Origin of the sequence: Pseudoalteromonas sp. SK18, assembly GCF_001974855.1 — a bacterium.
Classification (GTDB): Bacteria; Pseudomonadota; Gammaproteobacteria; order Enterobacterales; family Alteromonadaceae; genus Pseudoalteromonas.
In genome coordinates, this window is the sequence record NZ_MTQB01000001.1 from 72,513 (window position 1) to 92,035 (window position 19,523).

Annotated in this window: 24 protein-coding genes and 1 tRNA gene; 8 read left to right on the forward strand and 17 right to left on the reverse strand. The window is 39.9% G+C overall.

The features are described 5' to 3' along the window. Positions 1-17: 17 nt before the first annotated feature. The 7 genes from BW139_RS00355 to BW139_RS00385 all read right to left on the reverse strand — a co-directional run bounded on the left by BW139_RS00355 (position 18) and on the right by BW139_RS00385 (position 5,723). Positions 18-761 carry a flagellar basal body rod protein FlgF gene (locus tag BW139_RS00355; protein ID WP_010387878.1) on the reverse strand — a complete coding sequence of 248 codons (744 nt, stop codon included), beginning with the start codon at positions 759-761 and terminating at the stop codon, positions 18-20. 134 nt (positions 762-895) lie between these two features. After that, the gene (gene flgE / locus BW139_RS00360) at positions 896-2,218 is read right to left on the reverse strand and encodes a flagellar hook protein FlgE (protein ID WP_076918291.1); all 1,323 of its coding nucleotides are present in this window, start codon (positions 2,216-2,218) and stop codon (positions 896-898) included. Between the two features lie 58 nt (positions 2,219-2,276). Continuing rightward, positions 2,277-2,954 carry a flagellar hook assembly protein FlgD gene (locus tag BW139_RS00365; RefSeq protein WP_008113070.1) on the reverse strand — a complete coding sequence of 226 codons (678 nt, stop codon included), beginning with the start codon at positions 2,952-2,954 and terminating at the stop codon, positions 2,277-2,279. A 13-nt stretch (positions 2,955-2,967) separates the two neighbouring features. Continuing rightward, complete coding sequence (flgC, locus tag BW139_RS00370; protein WP_076918292.1) at positions 2,968-3,399, reverse strand: flagellar basal body rod protein FlgC; 432 nt, start codon at positions 3,397-3,399, stop codon at positions 2,968-2,970. A gap of 2 nt (positions 3,400-3,401) precedes the next feature. After that, positions 3,402-3,812, reverse strand: coding sequence for a flagellar basal body rod protein FlgB (gene flgB / locus BW139_RS00375; RefSeq protein ID WP_008113066.1), 411 nt, complete (start codon positions 3,810-3,812; stop codon positions 3,402-3,404). 127 nt (positions 3,813-3,939) lie between these two features. Then, positions 3,940-4,770, reverse strand: a complete 831-nt coding sequence (locus BW139_RS00380) for a protein-glutamate O-methyltransferase CheR (protein ID WP_076918293.1) — start codon at positions 4,768-4,770, stop codon at positions 3,940-3,942. A gap of 20 nt (positions 4,771-4,790) precedes the next feature. Continuing rightward, positions 4,791-5,723, reverse strand: a complete 933-nt coding sequence (locus tag BW139_RS00385; protein WP_008113063.1) for a chemotaxis protein CheV — start codon at positions 5,721-5,723, stop codon at positions 4,791-4,793. 138 nt (positions 5,724-5,861) lie between these two features. On the opposite strand from BW139_RS00385, the gene flgA reads away from it, so the two are divergent. The 3 genes from flgA to flgN all read left to right on the forward strand — a co-directional run bounded on the left by flgA (position 5,862) and on the right by flgN (position 7,389). After that, on the forward strand, positions 5,862-6,569 hold the full coding sequence (gene flgA / locus BW139_RS00390; RefSeq protein WP_076918294.1) for a flagellar basal body P-ring formation chaperone FlgA: 708 nt from the start codon (positions 5,862-5,864) through the stop codon (positions 6,567-6,569). Positions 6,570-6,644: 75 nt separating this feature from the next. Then, a complete protein-coding gene (gene flgM / locus BW139_RS00395; protein ID WP_010387860.1) occupies positions 6,645-6,965 on the forward strand; it encodes a flagellar biosynthesis anti-sigma factor FlgM in 321 nt (106 codons plus the stop codon). Then, on the forward strand, positions 6,958-7,389 hold the full coding sequence (gene flgN, locus BW139_RS00400) for a flagellar export chaperone FlgN (protein WP_036932872.1): 432 nt from the start codon (positions 6,958-6,960) through the stop codon (positions 7,387-7,389). The genes flgM and flgN overlap by 8 nt, the downstream gene beginning before the upstream one ends. Positions 7,390-7,460: 71 nt before the next feature. On the opposite strand, the gene BW139_RS00405 is transcribed toward flgN, so the two are convergent. Next, positions 7,461-7,919 carry an LPP20 family lipoprotein gene (locus BW139_RS00405; RefSeq protein WP_036933530.1) on the reverse strand — a complete coding sequence of 153 codons (459 nt, stop codon included), beginning with the start codon at positions 7,917-7,919 and terminating at the stop codon, positions 7,461-7,463. A 139-nt stretch (positions 7,920-8,058) separates the two neighbouring features. Here BW139_RS00405 and BW139_RS00410 point away from each other — a divergent pair, with 139 nt between their 5' ends. Then, positions 8,059-9,246 (forward strand): flagellar assembly protein T N-terminal domain-containing protein, encoded by a 1,188-nt coding sequence (locus BW139_RS00410; RefSeq protein ID WP_008111820.1) that lies wholly within the window; start codon positions 8,059-8,061, stop codon positions 9,244-9,246. Here the strand turns inward: BW139_RS00410 and BW139_RS00415 are convergent. Further along, a complete protein-coding gene (locus BW139_RS00415) occupies positions 9,243-10,142 on the reverse strand; it encodes a LysR substrate-binding domain-containing protein (protein ID WP_076918295.1) in 900 nt (299 codons plus the stop codon). The two genes, BW139_RS00410 and BW139_RS00415, sit on opposite strands and share 4 nt — an antisense overlap. Before the next feature lie 113 nt (positions 10,143-10,255). Between BW139_RS00415 and BW139_RS00420 the strand changes: the two genes are divergently transcribed. The 4 genes from BW139_RS00420 (at position 10,256) to BW139_RS18460 (ending at position 14,369) form a co-directional block, all read left to right on the forward strand. Beyond that, a complete protein-coding gene (locus BW139_RS00420) occupies positions 10,256-10,984 on the forward strand; it encodes a glutathione peroxidase (protein WP_008466566.1) in 729 nt (242 codons plus the stop codon). Between the two features lie 54 nt (positions 10,985-11,038). Next, entirely contained in the window at positions 11,039-12,487 is a 1,449-nt protein-coding gene (locus BW139_RS00425) for a dihydrolipoyl dehydrogenase (protein ID WP_076918296.1), read from the forward strand. 133 nt (positions 12,488-12,620) lie between these two features. Beyond that, entirely contained in the window at positions 12,621-13,553 is a 933-nt protein-coding gene (locus BW139_RS00430; RefSeq protein WP_076918297.1) for an exopolyphosphatase, read from the forward strand. A 327-nt stretch (positions 13,554-13,880) separates the two neighbouring features. After that, on the forward strand, positions 13,881-14,369 hold the full coding sequence (locus BW139_RS18460) for a hypothetical protein (protein ID WP_175611386.1): 489 nt from the start codon (positions 13,881-13,883) through the stop codon (positions 14,367-14,369). A 205-nt stretch (positions 14,370-14,574) separates the two neighbouring features. Here BW139_RS18460 and BW139_RS00440 read toward each other — a convergent pair. From BW139_RS00440 to galU, 8 genes are all read right to left on the reverse strand, one after another. Then, positions 14,575-14,649, reverse strand: a tRNA-Arg gene (locus tag BW139_RS00440). Positions 14,650-14,723: 74 nt separating this feature from the next. Continuing rightward, positions 14,724-15,386 carry a FlgO family outer membrane protein gene (locus BW139_RS00445; RefSeq protein ID WP_076918299.1) on the reverse strand — a complete coding sequence of 221 codons (663 nt, stop codon included), beginning with the start codon at positions 15,384-15,386 and terminating at the stop codon, positions 14,724-14,726. Positions 15,387-15,394: 8 nt separating this feature from the next. After that, positions 15,395-16,072, reverse strand: coding sequence for a FlgO family outer membrane protein (locus BW139_RS00450; RefSeq protein ID WP_008466541.1), 678 nt, complete (start codon positions 16,070-16,072; stop codon positions 15,395-15,397). Positions 16,073-16,084: 12 nt separating this feature from the next. Next, entirely contained in the window at positions 16,085-16,678 is a 594-nt protein-coding gene (locus BW139_RS00455) for a FlgO family outer membrane protein (RefSeq protein ID WP_076918300.1), read from the reverse strand. Between the two features lie 67 nt (positions 16,679-16,745). Beyond that, positions 16,746-16,907, reverse strand: a complete 162-nt coding sequence (locus tag BW139_RS00460; RefSeq protein ID WP_076918301.1) for an SPOR domain-containing protein — start codon at positions 16,905-16,907, stop codon at positions 16,746-16,748. A gap of 138 nt (positions 16,908-17,045) precedes the next feature. Then, positions 17,046-17,255 (reverse strand): hypothetical protein, encoded by a 210-nt coding sequence (locus BW139_RS00465; RefSeq protein ID WP_008466537.1) that lies wholly within the window; start codon positions 17,253-17,255, stop codon positions 17,046-17,048. 251 nt (positions 17,256-17,506) lie between these two features. After that, positions 17,507-18,358 carry an SPOR domain-containing protein gene (locus BW139_RS00470; protein WP_076918302.1) on the reverse strand — a complete coding sequence of 284 codons (852 nt, stop codon included), beginning with the start codon at positions 18,356-18,358 and terminating at the stop codon, positions 17,507-17,509. Positions 18,359-18,633: 275 nt separating this feature from the next. Next, positions 18,634-19,512: a UTP--glucose-1-phosphate uridylyltransferase GalU gene (galU, locus tag BW139_RS00475; RefSeq protein WP_076918303.1), complete on the reverse strand. Its 879-nt coding sequence runs from the start codon at positions 19,510-19,512 to the stop codon at positions 18,634-18,636. Between the last annotated feature and the right edge of the window lie 11 nt (positions 19,513-19,523).

Consider the following 19,523-nt stretch of genomic DNA (forward strand, 5'->3'; position numbering starts at 1 on the left):
ATGTCCTCACGTTAAAGTTAAACGATGCGCATCAGCTGCTCTTGACGTTCGTCAATCTCTTCAGCTGTTTTCATCAGTTTTACTTGTAATTCAAATTGGCGTTGGTGACTGATCATATCGACCATTTCATGTACTGGGTTTACATTAGATTTTTCTAATGTGCCACCTAATACTTGTACATTGGCTGATGTTTCAACTATTTGGCCTGGTTTAGCTCTGAATAAGCCATCGTTACCCTTCTCGAGCGTGGCGTTGTTTGCATCAACCACTTTTAGCCGATCAACTTCTTCTAAAAAGTTAGCCGGTGCACCTTGAGGGCGTACTTGAATAGTGCCATCTTTACTAAATTCAATTTTTTCAATCGGTACAGGTAATATGACAGGCCCACCTTCGCCAATAACTTGACGACCGTCGCTGGTAGTCAACATACCTTCAGCAGTGATATTTAACGAGCCCACTTTTGTGTAGGCTTCATTACCCGAAGCGTCCTGAACACTGAGCCATGCGTTATCACTCATAGCGATATCAAGGCTGCGACCTGTTTCCACAATACCGCCCGATGTCATGTTTGATCCTGGGCGCTCCTGCATAGCAAAAACACGAGTCGGCAAACCTTCACCGAAAGCCTGCATTGATCGCGCTTGCGCAAAATCAGATTTAAACCCAGTGGTATTTGCATTTGCCAAATTATTGGCTTTAAGAGCAAGCCCTTGCATGCTTTGTTTAGCGCCAGATGCCGCTATGTAGACCATTTTATCCATAACATCGACTCATTAATAAATCTATGCATGAGTAAATGCAATATAAGTGCCAAATTAAATTTAAGGATGAATAAGATTTTAAGAGGGGAATAAAAAAGGCTGCATTAAGCAGCCTAAATAAATCAAAATAATGATTATCTGATCTGAAGGATGTTCTGTTGAATAGTTGAATTAACCTCAAGCGCACGAGAGTTTGCTTGGAAGTTACGTTGCGCACTAATCAAATCGACCAGCTCATTGGTTAAGTTTACATTAGACTGCTCAAGCGCTGATGAGTTAATGTTACCTAAAGTACCTGAACCTGGCTCACCCGCAATTGGCTCACCTGAGGTTAAACTCTTTTTCCATGAGGTATCACCGACCTGTTGTAGGCCTTGCGAGTTTGAAAAACGCACCATGGCAACTTGACCTAAGAAGGTTGAATCACCGTTACTGTATGACGCAACCACTTTGCCATCAGTACCAATATCAATCCCCGCTAAACGACCCACTGTCGCACCATCTTGCTCAAGCGCCTTCACTTCAAAACGACTCGCATACTGAGTAGGTGTTCTGTTAGCGGTACCCGCTTCATCACGCCAGTTAATAGCAATATCATCAAACTGAGCGCCATTAGATAAAATACCCGATAAATTTGCACCGGTTAAATTGACATCAGTAAACGTAGGGCCAACATTTGGAGCACCATCGGTAGTCGCAGGTAAACCACTGGCATCAAAACCAAACGTGCTTAACGGGCTTGGTGTTGCAGTAGCTGCACCAGTCGCATCAAAAGGAGTTTGATCTAACGTGCCATGTACTTGCCATTCGTTTGGCGCTGTTTTTACAAAAAAGAATTGTAATACATGTGGCTCACCTAACGAGTCATACATAGTCGTTGATGTTGAAGAGTTGTAAGTGGTGCTGTCGGTTGCATCAAACGGCACTGCGATAACATCTTCACGAGAATCAACATTAAACGAAGTGTATACATTACTGGTAGAGCGAGGTGAACCAGAAGAATCTGGAATTTGTAATGCCGATGAAGTACTTAAACTCACAGACGTTGTGTCACCACTAACTTCATCAACTGGGAAGCTCTGTAAAAAATTACCTTTAGCATCGACAACAAAGTTGTCTTTATTGAGCTTAAACGCACCCGCTCGCGTGTAGGTAAAATCTTGTGCGCCTAAGTCTTGGCTGGTAGCAAAGTAACCTTCACCGGTAATCGCTAAATCCAGTGAGTTATTAGTAAACTGTAATGAGCCTTGATGAAATTGCTGGGCAACCATGGTGGTTTGTACACCATCACCATTTTTAGTTTTACCTGCACTAAATACTGATGAAGCATATACATCAGCAAATTCAGCACGTGACTCTTTAAAGCCTGTGGTATTTACGTTGGCAATGTTATTGGCGGTAACATCCAAATCTTTTTGTGCGGCAGCAAGGCCTGTTAATGCAATATTGAAGCTCATAATTAACCTCTAACCTAAAAGTATTTAGCCTGATGGCTAAAAAAATACATACAATCTATTACGCGATTTCTGCGACATCAGTCAGCCTAACCGCACCTTCTTTGGTATTAATAATAATGCCGCTTGAGCCATTAATATTAACACTCTCAATATTTTTGAATGAAGCAATTGGGAGGCTTGAAAATTCGCCATCCGTACTGCCTTCAGCTTTAACCTTGTATTCACCAGGAGGAAGCCGTTCACCCGCTTCATTTTTACCATCCCACGCAAAGCGCACTGCACCTGCAGGCTGAGTGCCTAAATCAATGGTTTTAACTAACTGCCCTGACGCATCTTCAATACGAAGTGTTAAATTATCTACCGGCTTTTCAGCAACAATAGCTCCCTTAACCTCACCCGACTCATTAAGCTCAAGCGTGTCAGACTCCAGCAGTGCTTGTTTACCAACCAGTGTTGATGCTTGCAATGCCGAATTTGATGTCATCGACGCGGCTAAAGACTCAAAGTTAGAGTTTAAATTTGAGATCCCTTCAGCCATAGTAAAATTGGTCATTTGCGCAATCATCTGATCATTATCAGCTGGTTTGCTGGGATCTTGATATGACAATTGCTGTGTTAACAACGAAAAGAAATCTTCTTGGGTTAACGCATCACTTTCCTCTTTTTTTGGCACTTGCTTATCTTGCCAACGTAAAGAGTCCATGTAGGATGAAGAAGTACTAATATCGTTACTCATGAGCTACCCTCAGTTACCGCTGACCTAGCAGCAGTGTTTTACTTAACATTTGCTTAGCTGCATCAGCAACTTGAACATTTGTCTGATAAGAGCGAGATGCAGAAATCATATTTGCCATCTCCTCAACAACATTCACGTTGGGTTTATAAATATAACCATTTTCATCCGCACTGGGATGGTTTGGGTTATATTCAATTTGTAGTGGTTTATCACTCTCAACCACTCCTAACACTTTCACTCCAACGGCAGAGCCCTGTGGGTTGCTTGCTGACGCTGACGCTTTTGTTAGCTCCGCAGCAAATACAGGTTGTCGCGCTCGGTACGTCTCATTTTGTGAAGAGCTAACTGTATTAGCATTAGATATATTACTTGCGGTGGTATTTAATCGCACGTTTTGTGCACTCATACCAGAACCAGCAATATCAAACACATTATATAAACTCATAATTAGGCTCCTTGACTACCGAGGGCTTTTTTCAGGCCTTTAAATTTACCATTAAGAAACTGGACACTGGCCTGATACTCCATAGCATTCTGTGTATACAAGTTTCGTTCCACTTGTATATCAACAGAGTTGCCATCACCTGTATCTGTTTGATTTGGCGTACGAAATAATTCATTACCACCTACACTACGGGTACCACCGGCAATGTGTTTTTCATTGGTTCTTACCATGCTATTGCCGCTTAGTTGGTTAGACTTTGCCGTTTTTAATGCTGAGGCAAAGTCGATATCTTTTGCTTTATAGCCGGGCGTATCAGCATTTGCGATATTAGTAGCGAGCATTTCTGCTCTTTGCGAACGGATCAACATCGCATGCGGATGCACGCCTAATGCTTTATCAAAACTGATAGCCATAACTACCTCCAAAAAATTGACTTAGCATCAATGAAGCAATAAGTAAGCCAGCAATGAAAATAGTGATGATTAAAACAAAAAACGACGCAGTGAGCGTCGTTTAAAGGAGGGTAATATATTAAGAAGGTTATTTCTTTTGGTAAATAATACCGGGGTTACAGCGCACCATATCAAAGTCCGTACTTAAGCCAGACATAGACTCCGACGCACCTAAAAACAAATACCCTTTAGGGTTAAGTGCTTGAGAAAATTGTGCAATTATTTTAGCTTTCACTTCAGGTGAAAAATAAATTAAAACATTACGGCAAAATATAATATCGAATTTACCCATCAAGGCGTACGAGTCGAGTAAATTTAAATGCCGAAAGCTCACTTGTTTTTTTAATGAGTCAACCACTTGTGCCATACCATTGCCACTGTCTTTAAAGAACTTCTTACGGCGTTCAGCAGATAACCCACGAGCCAATGCCAATGCATCATATTCAGCGTGTTTACACATATCCAGCATGGTATTTGAGATATCTGTACCAATTATTTGTGCACCCATCTTTAAAACACCAGGGCTGCTGGATTGAAACTCAGCCACCGACATAGCAATTGAATAGGGTTCTTGGCCTGAAGAGCTCGCAGCAGACCATATTTTTAATGGCCTATTTAACGCTTTAAATTCAGGGAATAATCTGGTTTTAAGCAATTCAAACGGGTATTGATCTCTAAACCACAATGTTTCATTGGTTGTCATCGCATCAACAACGGCAGCACGTAACTGGCGCTCATGCACACCTAGCGTTTTAGTTACCAGTTCAGATAATGAATCAACATTAAATCGCGACATTAATGGCGCCAAACGGCTTTTAACCAAATACTGCTTATTTTCACCTAAAACAATACCGCACTGTTGTTCTAAAAATAAGCGAAATTGATCGTATTCTTTTTGCTGCAAATCTTTATTAGTCAAATCAATAACACCTGTGTTTATTAATCACAATGAACCCACTTATTAACGGCTGTAGCAAGCTCGTCTGGGTTAAATTTTGCAATAAAATCGTCAGCACCTACTTTTTCAATCATTGCTTGATTGAAAACACCGCTTAAAGATGTATGTAAAATAACATGAAGTGGTGCAAGTTTAGGATCGGCTTTAATCTCTGCAGTGAGTGTATAGCCATCCATTTCTGGCATTTCTACATCAGAAATTAATAACCCTACACGCTCTGTAATATCATTAACGCAATCAAGCTCTGCAATTTCTTTTAGTCTTCTTAGAGCTTCTTTACCATTTTTAGCAAGCTCAGTAGTAACACCTAAAGGCTCTAGCGCTCGTTTAACCTGATTTCGTGCCACGGCCGAATCATCGGCAATAAATACAATTCTTTCACCTAGGTCTTTTTGTATATTTCCTTGAGCAGCAACATCATCACTCACGGTAGTATTCACTGGGCAAATTTCGTTTAAGATTTTTTCTACGTCAAGTATTTCTACCAGTTCATTTTCAATTTCAGTGACGGCTGTTAAATAAGAATAGCGACCCGCACCTGATGGCGGTGGCATTATTTTTTCCCAGTTCATATTAACAATTCGCTCAACACCACCAACTAAAAAGCCCTGCACTGTGCGGTTATATTCTGCAATGATAATAAAGCCATCCTCTATGCTTTTTATAGGTCGCCCGCCAACAGCCATAGATAAATCAATCACCGAAATAGTTTGGCCTCGAATATGCGCTACACCACGAATATAAGCGTTAGATTTTGGCATGCTCGTTAATGGAGGACATTGAAGAACTTCTCTCACCTTAAACACATTAATGCCGAAGCGCTGACGCCCGTTAAGCTTAAATAACAATAATTCCAAGCGGTTTTGCCCAACCAACTGAGTACGCTGGTTTACTGAGTCTAAAATACCGGCCATTTAAATCTCCTAAGAAAACAAATATAAGGAACGATAATTGCTTTCAATTAATAAAGCGTCATAACACAACGGGGGCGTCTAAATTCTGACGCAAAATATTTATACCCTGTCTGCAACCATAAGCATAGTCGAAACATTATGAGTTTGTTAAAAAAAACCAGAAGATACAGTGTTTTTTATTTTCTTGCTAGCCTCTGCTTCACTTTGCCACTAAAGGCTCAAGTATTTAGCAAAGAATCGCTTCAAGAAATGGCTGTATCTTATGTTGCTCAAAAAGCAGTAACTACAAATGATAACAAAATACAGTTTAGCGCATTACCGTTAGATAGCCGCATACCCGATCGCCAGTGTAACTCTGAGCCAGAGTTAGTAACGCCAAGCGAGCCCCCTTTTAACCGTCAAGTCACCATTCAAATAAAATGTAACGATAGTGACAACTGGGCACAATACGTTCATGTCAGAATCACTGAATCAGCACCTGTTGTTGTTGCAACTACTAATTTAGCACGAGGTGAAGTAATTACTCCATCCCATTTAAGTATTGATATGCGTCCTGCGCACTTTATACGTGTTCAGTACCTTGATGATCCTGCGCTACTTATTGGTAGCCGCAGTAAACGTAATATTCGTGAAGGTATGCCTGTGCTGCTCAATCAAATTTGTATGGTTTGCAAAGGCGACTCTGTCAACATTTTTGCTAATATTAAAGGGTTAAGAGTAAAAACGACGGGTGTTGCATTAGAGGATGGAACCTTAGGTGAACAAGTACGAGTAGAAAACAAAAAAACAGGTAAAGTTTTAAATGCACGAGTAGATGGTGTAGAGTCTGTGCAAGTAAATATTTAATGTGAATTTATGCTAAAGTATCTTTAGTAAATGCCGATATATAGGCATCAGTTGGGTAATAAACGGGTTTTTATCATGGTCGGTCAAGTAAATAAATCAAATCAACAGCCTGGTGTTTTAACGAACACTCAACAGCAAAAAGTTGATTTAAAAAGAGATAATGCAAATACACAGGCTGCACAAACGCCTTCACCTAAAGCTGCAAGTGACTCGGTGAGCTTAACACCGCAAGCCAAGCAACTAAAATCTTTGCAAGAAAAAGCAGAGCAGTCTTCTGGTTTTGACAGTAATAAAGTTGCTGAACTTAAAAAAGCCATTACCGAAGGCAAGTATCAAATAGATAGTGAGAAACTTGCCAAAAACTTAGCAGATTTCGAGTTTAATGTTTATGGCTGATCACAATAGTTTAATTACGATTAAACTAAACGAACAAATCAATTGTTTAACAACCTTGAGTGAGCTTCTTACTCAAGAGCTTAATGCTATTGCTTCTCGTCGAGGCGAAGGTTTAAAAGAAATTGCCCAACAAAAAATGTCTTTTTTAACCAGTATAAGCACCCTAGATAAAGAACTAAGTAAACTGATTGCCAGTAATGATCAGCAAACAGATGAAAACGCTGACTTAATAAAGCTGACCAGAACTAAGCTTGAGCAATGTCAAAAACAAAATGAAGTTAACGCTCACGCAGCACATCAGGCACAGTTAAGTGTAAAACAGTTGAAAGGTATTTTAATTGGTGCGCCATCATCGATGACCTACGACCAAGCTGGCAGCGTTGTAAATACTGATAACAGTATTGTGCGTAACCTAAAAGCCTAAAAGAATACCCATAAAAAAACGCCTAAACGATAATTCGTTTAGGCGTTTTTTTATGGGTAATAATTTGTCGCTTAGTAATAAGTGACTTTTTTCACTTCCCGTGGCTTTATCTCACCTATGTACAAGTCGTGCACGCGTTTCATATTAAGCTCAAGCTCGGTTATATACATATCATTAACGGCATATGTTTTTATAATTTGCGCACCTTTAATAATACCTTGTACTTTGCTTTGTAAATAATCATCTTGGGCAATAGAGCCTGCAACCGTTGTACCTGCGGTAATTTTTTGCCCGTATACTTGCTCTGTTAGTTCGCGATAAGCCTCGAGCTTTGAAGCCTTAATGGCCATAAGTTGTTTTTGAGTGTCATTACTTCCCGACTGCAAACTAATGGGCGCGTACCCTATTGCTTTTAATACAGGGTAATTATTTGGCTCAACATATTTATATTCAACGTGCTTATCAAATATATTGCTACAACCGCTTAACGTTAAGCAGCCTAATGTGATCATTAATGGCATTACTCGCATCATACAGGGCCTTTAAAAACTAATTAAACTCAGTTATGCACGTTTAATGCCAGTGATACCTATATTCTGTAACAACAAATAATAGTGGTACATTACTTGCTGAGACTCATTAACGCTAACGTTTAATTGGAGTAAGAGTATGAAGTCGTTTTTAAAAGCAGTATTAGCAGGATTAAGCACCACTGCTGTATTAACGTTTTCACCTTTTACCCACGCTCAGTGGTATGAGTCTACAGGCCATGCGGTTATTCAAAATAGCGACATTCCCGGTGCAAAGGCCGCTGCAATAAAAGATGCAATTACCCAAGCCCTTGTATTCTCTGGGGCACGGGTGAGCTCGGTGCAAACGCTTGTTGATGGTGTTTTAACTCAAGATCAGCTAAAAATAAGTAGCCAAGGCGAAATTCAAAAAATAGAGCTTGTCAGTGAAAACCGCAGCAGTGATGAGTTTGCAATTACCTTACGCTTAGATATCTTTGCGCAAACAGAGCAATGTCCACAAAGTAACTTTAATAAGTTTATAGCTGTCACGCAAAGCCAATTAACAAATCGTGAACAAGCGAGAATGGGTCAAATATTTGACATTAACAAAGCAGTCAGTAAAAACATTTATACCTCGTTGCAAAAATCAAAAATGAGTGCAATACCCGTTGCCTATTTCAACAAAGCTATAAAGGTTGATACCTACTTTAATCAACAGCATGACTATTCAAACAGTCAGTTAGAGGAAATTTCATCGCGCAGTAACGCGCAATACGTGTTGTTAAGCCAAATTACCAGTTTATCCACCAGCGATAAACTCAATAGCGACTATGCATTTTGGCAAGATGAAAGCTATCAGCGTCACTATCAAATAGAGTTTAGTTTATTTAATGGCACTACTTATGAGCCCTTGTGGCAACAAAGCTATCAAAGCCAAGCCATTTGGCCATTTGAAAAAACAGCCATTATTGATGTAAATAGCAATCGCTTTTGGCAATCACCTTTTGGCCAAAGCATAAATGAAATAAACCAAACCTTAAGCTACGATTTGCAAGCTGCCATGGCGTGTTTACCCACACAGGGTAAAATACTGCACATGGAAAACAGCAAAGTGGTAATTAATTTAGGTAAAGCACATGGCCTAGAAAAAGGCCAACAGCTGAGTATTGCTCATCATAATTATTTAACAGACGCGCAAGGCAACACCATGCCGCATACTATAACCACTTTGAACCGTATTCGTGTAGAGCAGCTATATCAGCATAGCGCCATTGCCGTCAGTATTAATGATCAGCCTTTACCGGGCGTACAAATTAACGATATTGTGGAAGTTGCAACGCCCTAAAGTACTTGGGCTAGCTTAACTTTTAAATTATCGTGAGCGCTTAACCAATCAGCTAACTGCTCAACCCCAGATAAATGCGGGTAATGCTTTCGACAGGCTAATACAATATTACGTTGCTGATTAGGAAAAATAGGCAAATAATGAATTCCCTCTCGGGGTATTGCAGCAAGTTTTGGCACAAACGTAACCCCATCGTCCATTGCCACCAGCGCTAGTAAGGTTTCTAAGCTGTTGCCTTGGTACTGGCTAGAAACATCCACTCCTGCCGAAAAACAAAACTGCTGAGCTTGATCTTTAAAGCAATGGCCATCACTTAACATTAATAGGTTACTGCCTTGAAGATCTTGCAGTGCTACCTTTTTATTTACAGCTAAAGCGTTATCAGCAGATACCGCAACTAAAAAGTCTTCTTTATATACATTAATAGTATGGTAATTTTTTAGCTCAGGTACATCCGCTAAAATTGCAAAATCCACCTCGCCACTGTCTAGCGCAGCTAAAATGGTAGAAGTTTGCATTTCAATAAACGAAAACTGACTTTGAGTAAATGCCGCTTTCATTGATGTAAGCAGTGTAGGTAGTAAATACGGGGCAATAGTAGGAATAATACCAATACCCAGCTTGCCCTGTAACGGTTGGTTAGAAGTAGCAGCCAGTTCTTTTAATATTTGAGTTTGTTCTAATATAAGAGTGATTTGTGTCAACAAACGTTCACCTTGGGTTGTTAAGGTAACGTGCTTAGTTGAACGGTCAAATAATATAACCCCTAATTCTTGTTCTAGCTTTTTAATTTGCCCACTCAAGGTGGGCTGGCTTACAAAGCAAGCGTCGGCCGCTTTGCGAAAATGTTTAAAATGCGCAACGGCTTTTACATATTCTAAATCTTTTAAGTTCATATTCACACTCAACCTGATAGCTTATGCCTATCAGTTTAATACAAACAAACGATTGGAACTATATTTAATTGTTCGCCATAATGGCTATCAACAAATCAAGAGGAACTAAAAACATGTTAAACAATATTGAAGGTCAAACAATCCCTAACGTTACATTTGCAACGCGTCAAAACGACGAATGGAAATCAGTAACTACTGATGACATTTTTAAAGGCAAAACAGTCGTTGTGTTTTCACTACCTGGTGCATTTACACCAACGTGTTCATCAACTCACCTACCACGCTACAACGAGTTAGCTGGTGTACTTAAACAAAATGGCGTTGACGACATTGTTTGTGTATCAGTAAACGACACCTTTGTAATGAACGCATGGGCTGAACATCAAGAAGCGCAAAACATTACCTTACTACCAGATGGTAACGGCGAATTTACTGACGGCATGGGCATGTTAGTTGATAAAAACGATTTAGGTTTTGGTAAGCGCAGCTGGAGATACTCTATGCTGGTTAAAGATGGCGTAGTAGAGAAAATGTTCATCGAACCAGATTTACCAGGCGACCCGTTTGAAGTATCAGACGCCGACACTATGCTTGATTACATCAACCCAACTCAAGTAAAACCAGAGGCGGTTACTCTATTTACTAAGCCTGGCTGCCCTTTCTGTAAAAAAGCAAAAGAGCTACTTACAGCTAAAGGCTTTGCTTTTGAAGAAATCGTAATGGGTGCTGGCGCATCACTTACCAGCCTTAAAGCGGTATCGGGCCGTGAAACCGTACCACAAGTATTTATTGGCGGTAAGCACATTGGCGGCTCAGACGATTTAGAAAAATACTTTGCTTAATTAAGTAAATAAAACAGGGGCTGCAACGCCCCTGTTTATTAAAGGAAAAACACTATGAAAGAATTGCAAACCGACGTTGTTGTTATAGGTGCAGGTACCGCTGGTTTAAGTGCCTACCGTAATGCAAAACAATTTACTCAAAACGTACTTATGATTGAATCAGGCCCATACGGTACAACCTGCGCACGTGTTGGTTGCATGCCAAGTAAGTTATTGATTGCTGCAGCAGAAGCCGCGCACTCAATAGAAATGGCACCTGCCTTTGGAGTTCACAGCTCAAAACCGGTTATTGACGGTAAAACCGTTATGGCACGAGTTAAAAGTGAGCGCGATCGCTTTGCAGGATTCGTAGTAGAAGCCGTAGATGAAATACCTAGCGAAGATAAAATTCGTGGCTATGCACAGTTTTTAGACGCCAACCGCGTGCAAATAGATGAGCACACCATAATCACTGCTAAACGCTTTGTAATAGCAACAGGTTCACGCCCATCTTACCCTGGCGTATTTAATAACTTTGGCGACCGACTGATTATTAATGACGATGTATTCGACTGGGATGATTTACCAGAATCAGTAGCCGTATTTGGCCCAGGCGTTATAGGCCTTGAAATTGGCCAAGCGTTGCATAGATTAGGGGTAAAGGTAAAACTCTTTGGTGTAGGTGGTGCCATAGGCCCATTAACCGACCCAGTAGTGAAAGATTACGCTAACACCGTCTTTGCAGAAGAATTTTATGTTGATACCGACTCAAACGTTTCAGATATGAAACAAGTAGGTAATAAAGCAGAGCTAACCTACACCGACAAACAAGGTGTTAAACATACTGAGCAGTTTGACTATGTTCTGGCTGCAACCGGGCGAGTACCAAACACCGATAAACTAGGGTTAGAAAACACCGGCATAGAGCTTGATGAACGTGGCGTACCACTCGCTGATGCCCACACTATGCAATGTGGCGACTCTCACATATTTATTGCCGGCGATGCCAGTAACATGATCCCACTGCTTCACGAAGCATCCGATCAAGGCACTATCGCAGGGCAAAACGCAGGCCGCTACCCTCAAGTGCGTGCTGGTTTACGTAGAGCTAAAATTGCCGCTGTGTTTAGCGACCCACAAATAGCCATGGTTGGTGAAAGCTTTAAAGAAATTAGCCAACGATTAGGCAGCTGTGATTGCTTTGAAATAGGCGAAGTCAGCTTTGAAAACCAAGGTCGTAGCCGCGTTATGCTAAAAAACAAAGGTCACATGCGTGTGTATGCCGAGCACGGCACAGGCTTATTTTTAGGTGCTGAATTTATAGGCCCACAAGCAGAGCACATTGCTCACTTATTAGCATGGGCTGTACAAAACAAAATGACTGTACCGCAAATGCTAGATATGCCTTTTTATCACCCTGTTATTGAAGAAGGCCTGCGCACTGCACTGCGTGATTTAAACGCTAAATTAAAATTTGGCCCAGACATTATTAACCATTGTATGGAATGTGGCCCAGGCGCATAACACATCACTAATACACACTTGCTACTCAAAGCCAAAACCATTGTTTTGGCTTTTTTTATGTTAAAAACTGGTATATAAAATGGAGTTTAAACTGCTACACTCAGATTAATAAACAAACAAAAATGGACCGAAAATGAGCAATAATAAATATAGACTTGTCACTCGCAGCGATTTTGACGGCCTAGTGTGTGCCGTATTACTTAAAGATTTAGATTTAATCGACGATATTTTATTTGTGCATCCAAAAGACATGCAAGACGGTAAAATAGCCATTACCAGCAACGACATTACCACTAACCTCCCCTATGTTGCCGGTTGTCATATTGCATTTGATCATCACTTGAGTGAAACCGTTCGTAACGCAAGCGATATAAAAAACCACATTATTGACCCAGATGCGCCCTCTGCAGCACGCGTTGTATACGACTATTATGGCGGTGCAGAGAAATTCCCTAATATTTCAACTGACATGATGGAAGCGGTCGATAAAGGGGATTCTGCACAATTTACAAAAGACGAAATTTTAAACCCAACAGACTGGGTACTGATGAACTTTATTATGGATGCGCGCACAGGACTTGGCCGTTTTCGTGAATTCAAAATTTCTAATTACCAGTTAATGATGAAGTTAATTGACGCCTGTAAAGATCACAGCATAGAACAAATACTAGCAATGGAAGATGTTGCCGAGCGTGTTGCTTTATACCACGAGCACAACGCACAGGCTAAAGAGCAAATAGACCGCTGCTCATCAGTACACGACAACTTAGTGGTCCTTAATTTAACCGAAGAAGAGACCATATTCGCCACTAATCGCTTTGTTATTTATGCCATGTTCCCCGAGTGTAATATCTCAATTCATAAAATGTGGGGGCTTAAAAAGCAAAACGTGGTGTACGCCATTGGTAAATCAATCACCAACCGCAGCTCAAACACCAATGTGGGCGAGTTATGCCTTAAATACGGCGGCGGCGGCCATTTAAATGCCGGTACTTGCCAAGTAGACACTGACAAAGCTGAGCAGGTACTGAGCGAGCTTATCGCTACAATTACTAGTGATGGCTGAGTTATAGCCTCAGGGTTCGGGGTTCGGCAAAGTATTTTATAAAGCGGGCTAATTGATAGCTCGCTTTTTTTATTATGTAAATTTAATGGAGGGCTTCGTTGAGCTGTGAACCAGTCATTCAGGTGAGTCGTAATTGTCTTAGTAATAATAAAAGGATATTCTCCCCTTTTTCACATCTTTAAATAAGCGGCAGTAGTATAATATTTATAGTTGGTAGTAACTTATACCATTTGCTATTAATATAAGTTCATAAAATAAGGATGTTTTCACGCTAAAATAGGAAAAGTGTCCTCAGATAAAGCTGTTATATAATAATTGGAATCTTATATGTGGATTAAAAAATTTTGGAAACCTCTTTTGTCTTTATTAGTGGTAGTAACAACGTTAGTCGTCGCCATATTTTCATATGTGAGCGTTTTTAATGGTTCATTATCCAAAAATTCCAATGACTGGGGAGCATTTGGCAGTTATTTGAGCGGTACTGCTGGTGTTGTGATTGCACTGTTTGCCGTCATCTGGCTTATTTATTCGGTAAGCATCCAAAAGGAAGAAATTGAAAAACTTAAAAATGAATTAAATAAATCAGCAATAGAACAAGAGCAACAGACTGAAATTAGCGCTTTAACTGCATTAATTAGTTCTTACGGCACTTCTGCTCAGGTTACACAATTGAAGCTAAATGGTTGTAATGACGGAACTAATCATATCTCAAACAATGAATCAATTACTTCTATAAAGACCCAGTTAAAGCATGAGCTTGCAAAAGTAAATGAGTATACCGCTAAGCTGGAAGCAAAACTCGTACAACGTACATAGTAATACATTTTTGTCGGATGTTGTGGCTTAGCTTCGCCACTTACCCGACCCAAGTCAAAATGTAGGTTGGTTAAGCCGAAGGCGCCACCCAACAGGCTTTCAAATTCACTTTTTATCCGCAAATGGCACAAAGCTGGCATTGCTACAAATATACTACATAGATTTCATATAGAAACAAAGAAAAGACATAACTCATTGATTTTATTGGTAGCCCCTGCAGGAATCGAACCTGCAACTGCCCCTTAGGAGGGGGCCGTTATATCCATTTAACTAAGAGGCCACGTTGGGTGCTAAGTACTAAGTGTTTGGAAATTATAACGGCATCTGGTTTTTTATATCAAGCATCAAATTAAGTTAATTACTTGATAAATATATATCTTCTTTATTTAGTACGTAAAGCGGTATAAATGTTCGGCTGCTGGCGGCAAGGCGCTTATTCTCAATATTTATCACGCGAGCATTAATAACAACCCCATCGGCACGGTAAATTAAAGTACCCGATAAAACATGGCTGGCTATATTCGTACCTGCAAGCTTTCGAGTGTCTCGCGTGAATGTAAAGTCACCTTGATTGTTTACGGTAATTAAATTGGCTGTTTTAAAATCAACCGCACTATAACCAAATTTTTGCAGCTGATGTATAAAGGTTTCTGATAACTGATTACCTAACTGGCTTGCTGTATTTAAACTTGCGTCTAAATCAACGAACGAAGTAACCGCAATCGCTGCATCTTGCGGGGCTACTTGCATGGTGTCGGTTAAATCAAGTGCCATTTGCTCTACGTAGTTAACTAAACTTTTATGGTGCTTGTTTGGGTTAAATTGCGTTGTATCAGCATATTGTTCTTGCTCGTCATTGCGCTGCATTTGCGCCATGATCTGATTAAAATCAAGATCACTAACGACCGTTTGCTCAGACTCAGCTTTAGGTGCCCCACCCATTAAATTACAACCTGAAATAAATATTGATAACGCACTTATGCTAATTAAAGCTGAGCGTTTAGCTAAGTTAACCATAGTAAACCTCACTTACTCGCTTGTTTTAGCATGATGCCATCAGCACTGTTGCTGCTATTTAACGCATCAATAACTGATTGCGGAATAAAACCCTGTGCAGAGCCTACAACCGCTTTACTCGCTAAGCCAACAATTCGTGCATTTACTAATATGCCGCCTTGGTGGTTTACTAGCGTACCCGCTAATACGTAACTAAAGTTTTGTTCTTGGTTTAGCTCTAAATAATCGCGGCTAAACACAAAATCACCACCAGGGGTTACACGCATATAATCAGTGGTTTTAAAATCAATGACCGGCACACCAAAATTATGCAGCTCGTGCATAAAACTCTCTGCGATTTGGTTACCTACTAAATCAGCATTGTTGTAGTCACGGTCTAAAAAAACAAAACTTGATACCGCCAATGGCGTTTTAGTATTTACGTACTGTAAGTTTTCAGCCATGTCTTGCATGATGCCACGCACATAGTGATTAATATTTTTACGGGTTGGTGTATTTACTTGTTTGTTTTTATTCATCACTGCAGCTTTATTTTGATACAGAGAATCAGTATTTGTTGGTGCAGCTACAGGGCGTTGCTCAAAAAACATAGGCGCATCGTCGGTAATTTGCGTGTCACTATGGTTTGTCATTTGTGAACAACCAAAGCCCAGTGGCAAACATAAAGTTAATAGTAGGCGTTTCATGTGTGCTCCTAATTAATATTCACTGCGGTAGATATAGTCACCGCGCTGCTGTATTTTTTCATTACTCCACATCACATTGATGGGAATTTCAGTACTTGCGGCAGATACAATCTGATTAGTTTGCATATTTACCATGCGAGCATTAACAATATAAGCATGTTCTTGACGGGTTAAAGTACCAGTAATGACAAAGTCAATAATCTGACGCTGCTTTAAGTTACTGGTACTACGGCTTAACACTGAATCAGCGCTCGCTGATAAATTAATCTGGTTTTCAAGCCGGTATTCAACTGTGTTGTACCCTAACTGAGTAAATTGGGTTATTAAGCTTTCTTGAACTTGCTGACTAAGCCCTGCTCCCTGCCCTTGGGCAATTTGTGAATCCAAAGCATTGGCTAAATAAAAGCTGCTGACCGCAATTGATGCGGTGCTTTTAAAAGGCTCTTTGATATGGCTAAGCTGGGCACTCAAGCTATTCACGTACTGGTCGAGCGTATAAGGTGCCATGACTGCTTTAGGCGCATCAGTGCTTATACTCGGCTTTGGCTGGGGTGTTAAGCTACAGCCCGCTAAATTTAATAATAGTAAGGGTAACAAAAGGCGCATAGTTGCCATCCTCTAAAAACATAATAGTTACAAAGCAATTATTATGCCTAATACCCTAGATACATATTTATTTTAATGGCTGTTGGGTGTAATGGCTCACAATGCAGTTGATTTGGCGCTGTTTAAGTTTATCGCAATCGGCAGCGGCATTCTCTTGATTTTGATAAGCCCCAAGCTTTAAACGGTAGTAAGTCATGCCACTCACGTTAATAGTTTCTACATTCGCCACAAATTCGCCCTGAAATAACGAAGATGCACTGGCCTTTATTTGATTTAAACTTTGGCTAAATCATTTTTACCTATAAACGTTACAATATTCAAAAAAGCATGTCATACGATTATTTCTTGGATGGGTTTAAACTAATAATTACTTTGATTTTTCTAAAGCTGAACTTGAAGTTATCTCACCAGCTTTTGAGGTTGGTTGAAGCTTATTGACTTTACTTTGGTTTGGATTCTGCTTTGCAGCAACTTTTAATCGGTGTATCAATAACTTTAAATCTTGTTCAATTACTAACAAACGGTCAACCCCAACTTTAGCAGCTTTCCACTGTAGTGAAGACACTTTTAACTGCATTAACTCCTCGCTTGAGAGGTTTAATCGCTGTTGTTTAGATGCTACCTGCGAAGACTTATCAATATTTTCTGTGCTAGTGCAGGCTGATAAAGTGAAGGAAAGTACACAGACTAACAACAATGAAAAGTTTTTGTAGGGGTTTTTATGTTGCATACTAAAGCAGACACTCTTATGTGTAGGTATAATTTCATTAGCCTCTTCTGATATATATTAATATTAGAGGAGGCTAATTAAAAATTTAAATTACAATTTTATAATCTGATTGGTTTATCCGTGTAATTACTCACAAAGCAATCAACTTTATAAAATTTAAACACTTCACAATCATCCTCGGCGCTCTTAAAGTTATAGTATTCACCTAACTTTAATCGGTAATAGGTTTTATTATTGACCTTGGCTTTTTCCACGTTAGTAGTAATTTTATCTCTGAATAGAGGCGCCGCTTTTCTATTAATTTTCTTCCACTGCTTAGCAACACTTTCTTCTGAATCAAGCGACGCTACCTGCAAAGCAAATACCTTTTTATCAGTATCAACCATTGCCACTTTTGTTGCCTTCGATATTTTAGAAGCGACCTTTTTATTCATCCTTGGATTAATAGCTTTCACTGGCGAACGAACAGAGCGGTTACTGTAGCTTTTTGAAGGGGCTGTAATCATTTTTTTAGGTACACTTGCATAGCGACTGTTATATCGCTGATTTTGTAGATCGTCCCTATTAGTTGGTTTTGCGTAGCGATTACTATATCTTTGCTTTGGGCGCTCAACTTTATCTGACGTGCTTGCGTAGTTATTACCATACCTGAGGTTTGGCGATGTATTAGCCTTAATTGATGAGCGTGCATAGCGATTGCTAACAGCCTGATTTGATTGCGCTATTGCTTTACTATTAATAATATCTAAATTATCAACTAAATATGTAAGCTCGCGTTCTAGCTTTAATAGCCGTTCAATACCAGAGCGCGCCTGTTGCCATTGCAAAGCGGCATCTTTTAGCTGTGCAAGCTCAAGTGCGGTAATGGTTACATATTCGGGCGAGTCTTTCACTTGTTCATTTAACGATGTTTTATCAGGCGATATTGTACAGCCACTCCCTATTAACATAAGTAAAGCTATAACTAGATATCGGTGATACTTTATGCTGTATTCACACATTGATTGTTTCTCTTTCAACAGTTTAGACCACTAAATTGAGCCAATTTGCGATTGGCTTAATAAAGCACGTTAACTACAAAACAACTTGGGTTAACATAAAGATTACAACACAAACCCAGATCTGTCTGTATAACTGCAAAAATAGTTATAGTTAAAATTATGTAAAAGTGATTTTACAATCAAAAAAAGCGCCATATAGGCGCTTTAAATAATGATAAGTTTATTTAGATTAATGTTTTAATGAAGGTTTTAAGCTCATCAGCAAATTCATCACGGCGCAAAGCAAATTCTATCGTCGCCTTCAAATAACCAACTTTACTGCCACAGTCATGGCTTCGGCCTTTAATAGCATAAGCGTCTACTTTTTCGTCTTGCATAAGCATCGCAATTGCATCTGTTAGTTGAATCTCATCCCCTGCACCTTGAGGTGTCTTAGCTAATAATGGCCAAATATTTTTGCTCAACACATAACGACCAACCACAGCAAGGTTTGAAGGTGCCTCGTCAACGGGTGGTTTTTCTACCATGCTCTTAATGGGTGAGCTTTCACCTTGGTTTAACTCAACATCACCTAAATCAACAACACCAAATTTATCTACATCATCTTTAGGAACTGGTTCAACCATAATTTGGCTATGTTTACTTTGCTCAAAACGAGAGATCATCTCTGCTAAGTTATCTTTCGTTAAATCACTTTCTACTTCATCGATAATAACGTCGGGTAAAATAACCACAAAAGGTTCATTGCCAATAATAGGGGCGGCACAGTTAATAGCATGGCCTAGGCCTTTTGCTTCACCTTGACGTACATGAATAATGGTCACATCTTTAGGGCAAATAGACTGTATTTCGGCAAGTAATTGCCGCTTTACACGTTTCTCTAACGTTGCCTCTAGTTCAAAGCTGGTATCAAAATGATTTTCAATCGAGTTTTTACTCGAATGCGTTACTAGCACTATCTCTTTAATACCAGCGGCAACCGCTTCGCTAACAACGTATTGAATGAGTGGACGGTCTACAACGGGCAGCATTTCTTTTGGAATTGCTTTAGTTGCCGGTAACATACGTGTTCCAAGGCCGGCTACGGGGATCACTGCTTTCATTATGCTCTCCT